Below are 13,504 nucleotides of genomic sequence, written 5' to 3' on the forward strand. Positions count from 1 at the left end.
TCAATGAAAACTAGTAAGAATATATTATACGCGATGCTTTTTGCCGGAGGAATATTCACCTCCTGTAAAAAGGATTACCTGGATATCGTACCTTCTGATAAGATCGCAGATGTGGCAGTATTGGCTGATTCCTCTTTGTTTGAGAACTATGTCATTAACCGTTATATGGGCGTAAAACTGCAGGACAAGGAAGCAGAGGGCACGCCTCCGGGCTTCGGCAGGGGCTTTGAATATGCCATGTGGAGTGCGCTGACAGACGAGGCTATTTACAATAACGATGATAATACCTGGTTGATACAGAGAGGTTTGCTCGCGCCGGAAAATACGGGTATTGCCGGTACCATCTGGGGCAGGAGCTACCGCAGCATCCGCGAATGTAACTATGGCCTGAACAATATTATGCAGGTGGGAATGAGCGACCAGCTAAGAGCTAAACTGAGAGGTGAACTGCATTTTATCAGGGCTTTCCGTTACCAGGATCTGATCAGGAACTATGGCGGTGTTATTTTAATGGGTGACAAAGTGTATAATCTTGGCGACGATATGACCGACGCCTCCCTCTATACCAAGTCCTCTTTGAAACAATGTATAGACTATGCAGTGGCTGAGCTGGATTCTGCAGCACAGTACCTGCCTGCAGTGAACGACAATAGCTGGCAGACGGGCCGCGCTACCAAAGGTGCTGCCCTCGCATTAAAAGCACGTCTGTTATTGTATGCGGCTAGTCCTCTGTACAATGCAGGTAGCTGGGCAGATGCTGCAGCTGCCGCAAAAGCGGTGATGGATATGAACCAGTACTCAATTGCGCCGGATTATACGAAATTGTTCCTGACCGCCGGCAGCAATGAGATTATTTTCGCCAGACAATATGCGATCGGTGCACGCCACGTATGCCTGGAAATAGCAAACGGACCAAATGGCTATAATGGCTGGGGCGGAAACATACCCTTGCAGAACCTGGTGGATGCTTACGAAATGAAGAGTGGTAAACCGATCACGGATGCCACTTCCGGATATGATGCCACCAATCCTTATGCAAACCGCGATGCCCGTTTTTATGCTACCGTGCTTTATAATGGAGCTATTTACAGAGGAGATACTGTTAAGACGTATACTCCCGGCGGAAAAGACAGTAAAGACGGACCTTCCAACTGGAATACTTCTAAAACCGGTTATTACCTGCGTAAATTCATGGATGATAACAATCCTATAGATAACCCATGGAACGTAGCCGGCTTACAGCCATGGATCTATCTCCGCTATGCGGAAATCCTGCTGAGCTATGCAGAAGCGCAGAACGAAGCAGTAGGTCCTGACGCCTCCGTATATGCTGCGGTGAACCAGGTAAGACAACGTGAAAGCGTTCAGCAACCTGCACTGGTGGCTGGACTGTCCAAAGACCAGATGAGAGAAGCGATCAGAAGGGAGAGGCAGGTGGAACTGGCTTTCGAAGAGCACCGCTTTTATGATGTACGTCGCTGGAAGATCGCAATGGAAACAGAAAACGTTCCTGCTTATGGTATAACAGTGGAGATGAACAACGGTAAGCCTGTATATACGAGGAAAGTGGCATTAAGCAACCGCGCATTCGCTGAAAAGAACTACTGGCTGCCTATTCCGAGAGCAGAGATCCAGGCTTCAAATAATAAGCTGGAACAAACAACAGGATATTAGTATGAAATTGATCATTGTATCGGCATTACTGCTTTATACATGTATGCATACCGCGGCGGGACAGACCGCCGCGGTGCATATAAGCATCGATCCGGAAGTGACGTATCAGACGATTGACAATTTTGGCGCTTCAGATGCCTGGTCGGCACAATTCGTGGGTAACTGGCCGGCAGAAAAGAAGAACAGAATGGCTGACTGGCTGTTTAGCACAGACACGACTTCCTCCGGGCAGCCTAAGGGCATCGGATTGTCCCTGTGGCGCTATAATATAGGTGCAGGCAGTGCCGAACAGGGAGACAGCAGTGGTATTACAGACGAATGGCACAGGGCTTCCAGGTGGGATGCCCAATCAGGACAGCTTTGGTTCCTGCAGGCGGCGAAAGAAAGAAAGGTGAAACAGTTCCTGGCTTTCCTGAACAGTCCTCCTGTTAATCTGACCCTTACCGGCAGAGCCTTTGCCTACAAGGGAAATACTAACATCAGTCCTGATAAATACGATGCTTTTGCCACTTATATCGCAGATGCAATTGAAGGCATCCATAAAACCACCGGTACCCGTTTTGACTTCATCAGTCCTGTGAATGAACCACAATGGGACTGGAGTGACAACAAACAGGAGGGATGCCCTTACAACAATGATCAGATCAGTGCGCTGACGAGAACCCTGAGTAAAACGCTCACGGCACGTAAGCTGTCTGCGAAAATAGTGATCAGCGAAGCGGGTCAGCTGAACTACCTGTTTGACGGAAGAGATAAACCCGCGAAAGGAAAACAGGTCACCGCTTTCTTTGACAGCAGTTCTCCTGATTATGTGGGCAACCTGCCAAATGTGTATCACAGTATTTTAGGCCATAGCTATTTTACTACTTCACCCCGTCATATAGCGGTGCAGGTAAGAGAGGAAGTGGCGAAGCAGGTGAAGAAAGTAAATGGACTGGGATTCTGGCAGTCAGAATATTGTATACTCGGCGATAACGCAGGTGAGATCAATGGGCAAAAAAGAGATTATGGTATGGAGTCTGCGTTGTACCTGGCCCGTGTCATCCATAACGATCTGACTATTGCTAATGCAGCGGCATGGCAATACTGGCTGGCAATATCTCCATACGATTATAAAGATGGATTGATCTATATAGACAAGAATAAAGCGGATGGACAGTTCCGCGACAGTAAAATGTTGTGGGCACTGGGCAACTACAGCCGTTTTGTAAGACCCGGAGCAAAAAGGATCAGTGCTGATATAGCAGGAGACAGTACATTGCTGGTCTCTGCGTATAAAAATACAGATCGTACCATCAGTATAGTGATTATCAATAGTGCGAACGAGAACAAAACTATTACGCTGAACCGTAAGAAGGGACAGTTCCGGAGGCTTCGCTCATATGTGACCTCTGATGCGGATAACCTACACCCTCTTGCGGTAAATAGTAGCCTCACAATACCCGGCCGGGCTGTTGTCACGGTGACGGAAAGTATTAATTAATAAAAGACCAAGGATGAAAAGGATTGGCTTAATTGCTTTGCTGATGGCACTGCTCAGCATGACTGCAGGTGCACAGCAAACAGGGAAACATACGTTCGAACTGGGAGATACGGCATTCCTGCTGGATGGTAAACCCTTCCTGATGATCTCAGGCGAAATGCATTATCCCCGCGTGCCACGTGAATGCTGGCGGGAGAGAATGAAGATGGCAAAGGCCATGGGCTTAAATACCATCGGGACATATGTATTCTGGAATGTACATGAACCGGAGAAAGGGCAGTATGATTTTTCAGGTAATAATGATATCGCTGCTTTCGTGAAAACAGCCCAGGAGGAAGGACTATGGGTGGTGCTGAGACCCAGTCCCTATGTATGTGCAGAGTGGGAATTTGGCGGTTATCCGTACTGGCTGCAACAGATCAAAGGACTGACCGTACGTAGCAAAGAACCGCAATACCTGGAGGCTTACAGGAACTATATCAAGGCGGTCGGTAAACAGTTGTCGCCATTACTGGTGAACCATGGTGGTAACATACTGATGGTGCAGATAGAGAATGAGTATGGTTCTTATTCAAATGATAAAGACTATCTCGACATTAACCGCAAGATGTTCATAGAAGCCGGTTTTGACGGTCTGCTATACACCTGTGACCCTGAACCGGCTATTAAAGACGGCCATCTGCCAGGCCTTTTACCGGCTATCAATGGTGTAGACGATCCGGCGAAAGTGAAAAGACTGATAAATGAAAATCATAATGGCAAGGGGCCTTATTATATAGCAGAATGGTATCCCGCCTGGTTCGACTGGTGGGGAACAAAACATCATACGGTTCCTTATCAGAAGTATCTCGGAAAACTGGATAGTGTATTGGCTGCAGGCATATCCATCAATATGTATATGTTCCATGGAGGTACTACGAGAGACTTCATGAATGGTGCGAACGCTAATGATCATGCGCCATATGAACCACAGATCAGCAGCTATGATTATGACGCGCCGCTGGATGAAGCAGGGAATGCTACAGAGAAGTTCAGGCAGTTCCGCGCCGTGATCGCCAAACATTTACCTGCTGGTACAGTATTGCCGGAAATACCCGCTGCAAGACCGGTGATTGAAATACCGGATATTCAGTTAACACGCTCAACACCATTGTTCAACTTTTTACCCGCCCCTGTCAGCAATGTAAAGCCGCTTACTTTCGAAGATCTGGGACAGGCATACGGATGGGTGTTGTATAGCACAACGCTGGAGGGCAATAAGAAAGCCATGTTAAAGCTGAAAGAACTGAGGGATTATTGTATCGTAATGGTGAATGGGAAGAGAGTGGGAGTGCTGGACAGAAGATCCGGACTGGATAGCATACAGTTGCAGTTGCCTGCAGGTAAAGTGAAACTTGATCTGCTGCTGGAAAACCTGGGACGTATCAACTTCGGTCCTTATCTGCTGACTAATAAAAAGGGAATAACAGAACAAGTGCTGTGGGCAGGCAAAGAAGTCAGGAACTGGAAGATGTATAAACTGCCATTTGACAAGCTGCCTGCTGTGAAAGTACAGAAGAACATTACAGGTTCAAATGTACCAACATTAAAAGAAGGTGCATTCGTGTTGGATCAGCCGGGAGATACTTACCTGGATATGAGCAACTGGGGTAAGGGCGCTGTATGGATCAACGGGCATCACCTCGGCAGATACTGGGAGGTAGGTCCTCAGCAGACCATATATGTTCCGGCAGAATGGCTCCGTAAAGGTACCAACAACATTGTCGTAATGGAATTGACCAAACCGGAAATGAACAAACTATCGGGGATATCACATCCTATATTGGATGTATTGAAATAATTGATGGGGGACAAAAGGACGATATTAAGTGATCAGAAGAAATTATGGATATAAAGTATAGAACAGTGAACCCATCACAATTATTAGTTGATGAATCGGGACCGTTTACAACGGTTCCGATTTTTTTTTTATTTTAACTTTTTAAATTTATATATTTGATCGTCCTAGAAACTGATTACAATTCCCCGACAGGAACTACTGATAGAGAGAGCTAAGAAAAACTAAACAAGGCCATTACCCCCCAAAAGCAAAGCCATGACATTTCATTTGTTTTCTGACAAACATATCTACGACCCATAACAGCCGGATCCATAGATAGGGCTATCCATTTCTAATCTTTGCTAGTAATTCTCGCAGAAAAAAATCTAATATCCTGAAGTGACCCTTTCAGGTATAGGGAAAACTATTCTCTCTTCATAAACCTTTAAACATTATGCCAGTACAAACCAGTTATCCGGGCGTTTATGTACAGGAAGTACCCAGTGGCGTGCGTACTATCGTAGGCGTCAGTACGGCCGTTGCCGTATTTATAGGCCGTACAAAGCAAGGCCCTTTGAATACGCCTGTGTTATGTTTAAGTTTCAGTGACTTTGAACGGACGTTTTCATCCAGTTATGCAGGCAGCGAACTAGCGCGTGCAGTACGTCTGTTCTTCCTGAACGGCGGCAGCCAGTGTTATATCATGCGCATAGCAGATGGTGCAGCCCCTTCAGATGCTGATCTTAATAACTCAGGCGGCATTCCGGTACTCCGGCTGACAGCAAAATCAGCGGGCCTGATAGGTGATACGATCCGTGCGGAAGTATCCTACAATACCCCTTTCCCGGAATCTACGTTCAACCTCACCGTCTTCCGCTGGGTGACTAACAGTGGTGGTCAAACGGTAAAAGCAGACCAGGAATTGCTGCAGAACCTGAGCATGAACCCCAGCGATCCGCGTTATGTACAAACTTATGTAAGCCAGAATTCTGCCCTCGTAAATGCTACCGTGATAGGCGGAGTGGCAACGGCAGGATATTCGCAATCCGGCAGACCAATAAGGGCGGCTGATGCCGATTACCGGACAGCGATGATCGGCATACTCGGTGCCGGTAAAGCCTTCCGTATAAATGTCAACAATACCGGTTTTGTCAATGTGGACCTGTCTGCTGTAGATCTGGGTGCCGGGGTGACTGCCGCAAATATTATCGGAGACATCGAACAGATCATCAACGACGCCCTGCCATTAGGAGCGACTGTTACAGTAAGCAATCAGGATGGTCCCGGCACAGGCCCTAACAACACTTTCCTGATCCGCATCACCGGAGCAGGTAATACAGATGTACGTATAGAACCTGCCGCCAGCAATGATGTGGCCCGCGCTCTGATGTTGGGTACAGCGCAAGGCGGATTGGAAGTATCTGCTTATGCAAGTGCCCGTCCGGCCCCCAACGGACTCGTATTTGATCTTGCAGACCTGGTCACTTTTTCTGAGCAGGAGCAGACTGCCTTTAATACTATTACTGTCAACGGTACGGCCATCAATCTGGGTACTACCCTGAGAACGGTACCCGTTGCAGGATCACTGATATACCAAGATAACTTCCCGGCCAGTGTTACAGGTCATAATGATGGCGTACGCGAAAAATGGGCCATCATCGCTAATGCAATAAATGATCACCAGATCACTAACCCTGCATTCCGCTGGACAGCCCAGGTATGGGGAAGCCGCCTGGCCCTGATAGCAGGAGATGGCAGCGATGCCAGTACCGGTACCGTAGCATCTTCCGGTGCTGACGGTTATAATATCAGCGCTTTGTTCCAGACGCCTAACGTTCGCTATTATGCGCTCGGTGGTGGCCTGGAAGGTAATGCGCCTACCTTGTTGGAGTACAATGACGCCTTCCTGAAACTGGATAAAGAAGTAGATCTTTTCAACCTCATGATCCTGCCCCGTGACGCTGATCACAGTGTCAGCATGGTGGAAAGTCTCTGGGGGCCCGCCAGCGTATTCTGCCAGCAGCGCCGCGCTTTCCTGATCATGGATGCGCCGGAACAATGGAACACCGTACAACAGGCTACTGATCCCGCCAACGGAGTAAATAAGTTGCGTATCGGACTGGTAAAAGATCATAGTGCGATCTTCTATCCCCGCTTAACCATCCGTGAGAACGGCCTCAATGTACAGACAGGACCTGGCGGCGCTATTGCTGGTCTGATGGCTCGTACAGACGGCAGCCGTGGTGTATGGAAAGCGCCTGCAGGAACAGAAGCAGACATCCGTGGCATTACAGGGCTTGAACATCGTTTCAGCGATAATGAAAATGGCGTGCTCAATAAACGTGCTATCAACACGATCCGCATCTTCCCCAATGGCATTGTCAACTGGGGCGCCCGCACCATGGATGGTGATGACGATTTCGGCAGCGAATGGAAATACATCCCTGTACGCCGCACTGCATTATTCATTGAAGAAAGCCTCTACCGCGGCCTGAAATGGGTGGTGTTTGAGCCCAACGATGAACCCCTCTGGGGCCAGATCCGCCTGAACGTGGGCGCCTTTATGCATAGCCTGTTCCGCCAGGGTGCGTTCCAGGGGCAGAAGCGCGATGACGCCTACTTTGTGAAGTGCGACCGTGAAACAACTACACAGAATGATATCAATCTGGGTATTGTCAATATATGGGTAGGATTCGCGCCATTAAAACCCGCGGAGTTTGTAGTCCTTTATCTCCAGCAGATGGCTGGTCAAATTCAAGTTTAAAAACTATTTATCATGGCAGGTAATCAATTTGTGGTAAACGCTTATCGCTTTGACCCATATAAGAATTTCAAATTCCGCGTGCGCTGGGATGGTAAGGTGGTGGCCGGGATCAGCAAAGTAAGCGCGTTAAAGCAATCTACAGAACCCGTATCTCACCGCGAAGGGGGAGATCCCAGTACGCCCAGGGTAACTCCTGCTGTCTGGAAGTTTGAGCCGATCACACTCGAACGGGGCGTTACACACGATCCTGAGTTTGAGAACTGGGCGAAACTGGTATGGAATGTAGAGGGAGATGTGGCTATTTCGCTAAAGAACTTCCGTAAAGATATTGTGATAGAATTACTGAACGAGCAAGGGCAGGTAGCCAGGGCGTATAAGGTATACCGTTGCTGGGTATCTTCTTACCAGGCGCTTCCCGAGCTGGATGCCAACGCAAATGCAGTGGCTATTGAAAGCATGGTGCTGCAGAATGAAGGTTGGGAACGTGACATGGAAGTACCGGAACCTGCACAAACCTGATGTATTCGCTTAAAGTATAACGGATGTTGATGTACCCTTTTGAATTGCAGTTTACGCCGGGACACCGGCAGGTCTTACTGCGTGAGCTTTGCGGCCAGGACGAGCTGAAAGTAGCTGGTTACGGCACTGCTGATGCAATACACCTGATCAAAGGAATGATTGGCCAGGGGCAATCGCTCCAGGCAGGTGCAATTGCCACGGCAGACAGGGACCGTTTGCTGGCCGCTGTTTACCGGCACACCTATGGCGCCAGGATCGAAAGCACAATACATTGCCGTTACTGTAATGCACTTTTTGATGTTGTTTTTTCGCTGGATGATCTGTTGCTGCATACACAACCCGAAAGGGATAAGAGCACCCTGATACAGACAACGGAAGGATGGTATCAGACGGCAGAAGGACATAGTTTCCGTCTGCCGACAGGCGATGACGAACTGGCGGTATCAGGGCTTCCGGTTGACGAAGCCGTGCAGATGTTGTTAGCCCGCTGTACAGCAACAGGTACCATCTCCGGTAATACAACAGGGGTACAGGAGGCGATGGAACAGGTAGCGCCGCTGCTCCAGAAAGAAATGCTGGCGCACTGCCCGGAATGCAGCAAAGAGCAACAGGTCTCTTTTGATATGCAATCCTTCCTGCTGGTCAGATTGAAGAATGATCAGCGGATGGCGACGCTCGAAATACATCAGCTGGCGATGGCATACCATTGGTCGCACCAGGAGATACTGCAGCTGCCCCGGAGTTTGCGTCGCACCTATGCTGCTTTTATTGAGGCAGCAACAGATACTCAACCCGCATTCAGATGAATAATTATTTATCACAGATTGCCGTAAGAGCCGGTGGAGCCATAACGCCCCATTCACTTACACCTGTACAACAGCAACCAGGAGTGTTTGGCCCCCGGCTGACGGATACAGGGAATGACACAGCGGGTGCTTTACCAGCACTGCCTGCACCTCATCTAACACAGGATCATGTGGAGCAGCTGCTGCCCGAACAACCGCTGCCCGTGCAAAAGCAGGTGGAAAGAGAGGTCCCGGAGCAACAGGAGAAGGTCCGTCACCGGATACTTTATCTTGAACGGTTCCCCGAAAGGTCAACGGCAAATGTGCAGACAAATAAAACCTACACTGTTACTACTAATGCATCACCGGCTGTTCATTCACCGGCAACGAACACTTTGCCGGTATTCATTACCGGCAAAGTGAACGATATAGTTCGACCTGTAGCAAAGCAGCAACGGCAGTCCGGCTCCGATGAACCTTCGCAGGTCTTTGCCCCCCGGCAGGATACTCCGGAGAAAGAGGTGAAGCAGCGTATACAACCGCCAACACAACAAACACATACGGTTGTCGCTCCACAGCCACGAACTCCCGTGATGCCGCCGCAGGCTATTACGACACTGACGCCACGCGCTGATGCAGGTATGCCGGTGCCCCAGGTAAAGAAGACGGCACCGCCGAAGTTGACGATCGGCCGTATTACAGTCGAAGTGTTGCCACCTCCGGCGGTACCGGTGCAAACGGTACCACGTAACAGACAACGCAGCACAGGCAGCCCCATACCGGCGCCCGGCAGCAATGAAATACATAAACTCAGTTTTGGATTTGGTCAATTATAATTATGGCTGTATTCGATTTAGGATATGTAACACAGCAGGTGATAAAAGTGATCAGGGACGCGTTCGTTCCTCCTGTGTGGACATTGGGATTACCGCCTGAGGTGCGGCCAGACCCTCCTGCTAAGGTCACCAATGATGGCGTGAGCTTTTATCTGTATCATATACAGGAGAACAGCCATTACAAGAACCTGCCGGCACCGGGGAAAGACCAGCCTGCAGTAAAGTACGTGCCCATGGCATTGAGCCTCTTTTATCAGCTCAGTGCCAACAGTACACTCGAAGACGGTACCGCCGCATACAATGAACAACTGATGATGAGCATCGCTATAAAAGCTTTGCACGATCATCCTGAAATAAACGATGGGAACGGGAATCGCTTCCGCATAGCATTGCAGCCCGTTAAAGAAACAGAAGCAGTGCAATACTGGACGGCCGGCTCGGCTCCTTTGAAACTGGCAGCTTATTATGAGGTGTCTGTCGTCTTGCTGGAGCCGGAAGAGGCAACCTCTTATACCGGCAGGGTACTGACCTACGGAACGTATCTTTTTACAGAACGTACACCGCGTATTACCGCCTGTCAGAACACGATCACGTTCACTATCCCCGGAGAGGCAGTACCCCGCCAGGTGGTAGTGCAACCTGCACAGGCAGCAGCAGGTACGCAGATAGAAATAACAGGTACCGGCTTTAGCGGAGGCGATATAGAGCTGGTACTGGTGAATACCCGCTGGAAACAACGCGTCATAGCGGATGCTCCCTGGAATGTGCAACTGGAAGCCGGCGGCAGCCGTATTACGGCAACGGTTCAGGAGACAGCCGTCTTACAGGAATCCGGCGTACCAGTGCCGGTGCTTCCAGGTATGTATGCCGTGGCTGTAACAGTGATACGCAAACGCCAGGCGCCGGAAGGAGGCCTGCGTGAATTCAGGGATAGCTCCAACCAGTTCCCGTTTACAGTATCCCCACGTATCGGTATCGTGACAGGACCTGTAGGGAATATAGTAACGGTAAATGGTTATCTCTTTGAACATGCGGACCTGCCAGAGGAAGATGTGGCTGTTTACATCGGAGAACAGCGCCTGAACAGAGATGCAGGCGGCGCATTTGCAGCGGGCGAATTCCGTGTTATTGCTCCCGGTACGATGGAGCTGAATCTGCCCGCCGGTCTTGCCGCAGGTACGTACCCGCTGAGAATACTGGTAGCTGGCGCAGAATCGCCGCCACGATGGATCGTCGTTCCTTAATTATCAACTGAATAATCAGCATACAAAGTGGAAGATCTGACAGAATACATCACCAGCCGGGAACAGCTGCCGGAAAGTGGAATAACAGCACGGGACTCCATGCCCGAACTGGTATTGCAACGGGTAAGGCTGTATGCCAGAAAACGCATCGGCTGGCTGCGTAAGATCTGGCAGGAAGCCGGTAATAATAACGGCAACAGTGCTGAGTTTACTTACCACACCGAAGTGGACGGATACCTGAGCAATGCGGATACACCTGCGGCAGAAGCAGCATGGCAGGCCGCAGAACCGATGGTGCAGGAGTGGGAACAGGCATTGACAGATGTGGAGGTGGCCCTGGCTACACATCCTTCCTCCCGCCTGCTTATGCTGGGCGATATATGCTGTCTCACCACCGCAGAAATGGACATATTGCAGGCCTGCCTGGCCATTGCTATTGAGCCGAACCTGGGCAGGGTATATGCTTACCTGCAGGACCATAGTGCAAGAGGATATGTAACGATGGAGCTGGTGGCCCGCCTGTTTGGTCATGGTCGTTGTTTGCCGCTCAGCGCTGCGTCTCCGTTAAAGGTCTGGCAACTGATCAGTGAACGCGAAACAGGCAGGGGTGAACCGCCCTTGCTGGAATGTGATCCCTTTATTAAAAATTGGTTGCTGGGACTGAACGCGTTGGATGAAACACTATCAGGCATCGCACGTGTGCAGCCTTATCAGCCGCCTTTATCAGGTTGGCCGGTGACGGAAACACTTCAGTTTATCGACAATACAATAGGTAACGTAGAAGCGATACGTATCATCATTGCAGGTGCAGAAGGCAGTGGGCGGCGAAGTTTTGCTGCCTGTGTATGCCAGCAGCTAGGCATACAGCTTTTAACAATAGATGCCGGCAGGATTCCCGAAAGCAACTGGCAACAGGTGTTTATGTATGCGCAAAGGCAGGCTTTTCTGGATGGATACGCGTTGGCCTGGTATGGGAGCGTAATGCAGGAACGTTACTGGCCGCCACATATTCCCGTGTGCAGCATACAGTTTGTGATTGCCGAGGTAGATGAATTTCTTCAGCCGGAAGAAGGCATAATAGATCACAGGATCGAACTGCCGCCCATATCACCGGATGAATGCAAACAGTTATGGCTACGCCTCATTCCAGCTGCGGCAACATGGCCACAACAGGAACTGACAGATATGATACGTCGCAGGCGGAGCACTATTGGACAAATAGTAAGAGTCGCTGCTAAGCATGTAAATAGTGTTGCAGCTGCCTCGGAAGAACTGAATGCCAGTTTCCGCGGCCGCCTTGGTAACCTGGCGGAGCATATGAGTGGTTCCTTTGACTGGGATGACCTGGTCGTTCCCCCCTGGCTGCAACGGAACCTGGAAGACTTCACCTTTGAAGCGGGCGAACGGGTGTTGTTGTGGGAGAAGCCTGAAGTACAACGGCTTTTTCCCAGAGGAAGAGGATTGATAGCCTTGTTCACCGGCTCACCAGGCACGGGTAAGACCATGGCAGCACAGGTAGTGGCCGCTGCCCTACAGCTGGACCTCTTCCGCATAGATCTTTCTTCCATTGTCAGCAAATACATTGGCGAAACATCGAAGAACATTGAACGTATCCTGAATCGTGCGGAGCGTATGGATGTAGTGCTCTTATTTGACGAAGCGGATGCCCTGTTTGGCAAACGCACAGAAATAAAAGATGCGCATGACCGCTTTGCCAATACAGATACTAATTATCTGCTGCAGGCCATAGAGCAGTATCCCGGGATTGCGATACTGGCTACTAACAAAAAGGCAAATATCGATACCGGTTTTACACGCCGCCTGCGCTATGTACTGGAATTCCCGAAACCGGATGTCCAGATGCGTTTGCAGCTATGGCGTAAGCTTATTGCCGCTTTGGTGGGTAAGGCGCATGCCGCGCTGTTAGACGGAGACCTGGAACGCCTGGCAGAAGCGCTGGAGATCACCGGCGCACAGATCAAGTCTGCTATTCTTTCTGCCATGTTCATTGCACGCAGGGATAATATACCCATCACAATGCAGCATTTACTGCGTGGCATTGAACGGGAACTGATAAAAGAAGGAAGAGGATTGGGAAAGCAGGTAAATGACTTCCTTAAACGTTAAAACAATGATAGAGATTGATGAACTGCTCATACGTATGCCTGGCCTGAGTGAAGAAGAAGGCAGGCGCCTGGCTGAAATGGTAGCCGGATACCTCGGCGCCCATTTGCCGGAGGGCATCAGTGAGCAGCACATCAGTACACTTACTGTGCAGATGCAGCTGCACAGCAAAATGGACCATGATGCAATGTCAGTCGCCATTGCCGAACGGATATTGCAACAATTGAAAGCAACTTTACGCTAAGATATCAAAGAA

Annotated in this window: 10 protein-coding genes; all 10 read left to right on the top strand. The window is 49.7% G+C overall.

Going from position 1 to position 13,504, the window contains the following annotated elements; translation table 11 throughout:
- The first annotated feature begins 3 nt into the window (after nucleotides 1-3).
- The 10 genes from L3C95_RS32965 to L3C95_RS33010 all read left to right on the top strand — a co-directional run bounded on the left by L3C95_RS32965 (nucleotide 4) and on the right by L3C95_RS33010 (nucleotide 13,492).
- Complete coding sequence (locus L3C95_RS32965; RefSeq protein WP_236394922.1) at nucleotides 4-1,674, top strand: RagB/SusD family nutrient uptake outer membrane protein; 1,671 nt, start codon at nucleotides 4-6, stop codon at nucleotides 1,672-1,674.
- A gap of 1 nt (nucleotide 1,675) precedes the next feature.
- Nucleotides 1,676-3,157 carry a glycoside hydrolase family 30 protein gene (locus L3C95_RS32970; RefSeq protein WP_236394923.1) on the top strand — a complete coding sequence of 494 codons (1,482 nt, stop codon included), beginning with the start codon at nucleotides 1,676-1,678 and terminating at the stop codon, nucleotides 3,155-3,157.
- Between the two features lie 13 nt (nucleotides 3,158-3,170).
- Nucleotides 3,171-4,997, top strand: a complete 1,827-nt coding sequence (locus L3C95_RS32975) for a glycoside hydrolase family 35 protein (protein ID WP_236394924.1) — start codon at nucleotides 3,171-3,173, stop codon at nucleotides 4,995-4,997.
- Nucleotides 4,998-5,430: 433 nt separating this feature from the next.
- Complete coding sequence (locus L3C95_RS32980) at nucleotides 5,431-7,740, top strand: phage tail sheath subtilisin-like domain-containing protein (protein WP_236394925.1); 2,310 nt, start codon at nucleotides 5,431-5,433, stop codon at nucleotides 7,738-7,740.
- 12 nt (nucleotides 7,741-7,752) lie between these two features.
- On the top strand, nucleotides 7,753-8,259 hold the full coding sequence (locus L3C95_RS32985; RefSeq protein ID WP_236394926.1) for a phage tail protein: 507 nt from the start codon (nucleotides 7,753-7,755) through the stop codon (nucleotides 8,257-8,259).
- Between the two features lie 23 nt (nucleotides 8,260-8,282).
- Nucleotides 8,283-9,065 carry a hypothetical protein gene (locus tag L3C95_RS32990; protein WP_236394927.1) on the top strand — a complete coding sequence of 261 codons (783 nt, stop codon included), beginning with the start codon at nucleotides 8,283-8,285 and terminating at the stop codon, nucleotides 9,063-9,065.
- On the top strand, nucleotides 9,062-9,880 hold the full coding sequence (locus L3C95_RS32995) for a hypothetical protein (protein WP_236394928.1): 819 nt from the start codon (nucleotides 9,062-9,064) through the stop codon (nucleotides 9,878-9,880). The genes L3C95_RS32990 and L3C95_RS32995 overlap by 4 nt, the downstream gene beginning before the upstream one ends.
- 2 nt (nucleotides 9,881-9,882) lie before the next feature.
- A complete protein-coding gene (locus L3C95_RS33000; protein ID WP_236394929.1) occupies nucleotides 9,883-11,124 on the top strand; it encodes a DUF4255 domain-containing protein in 1,242 nt (413 codons plus the stop codon).
- 27 nt (nucleotides 11,125-11,151) lie between these two features.
- Complete coding sequence (locus L3C95_RS33005) at nucleotides 11,152-13,251, top strand: ATP-binding protein (RefSeq protein WP_236394930.1); 2,100 nt, start codon at nucleotides 11,152-11,154, stop codon at nucleotides 13,249-13,251.
- Between the two features lie 4 nt (nucleotides 13,252-13,255).
- The gene (locus L3C95_RS33010; protein ID WP_236394931.1) at nucleotides 13,256-13,492 is read left to right on the top strand and encodes a hypothetical protein; all 237 of its coding nucleotides are present in this window, start codon (nucleotides 13,256-13,258) and stop codon (nucleotides 13,490-13,492) included.
- Nucleotides 13,493-13,504 lie beyond the last annotated feature (12 nt).

The organism is Chitinophaga filiformis, assembly GCF_021646545.1.
In the GTDB taxonomy this organism is placed as follows: domain Bacteria; phylum Bacteroidota; class Bacteroidia; order Chitinophagales; family Chitinophagaceae; genus Chitinophaga; species Chitinophaga filiformis_A.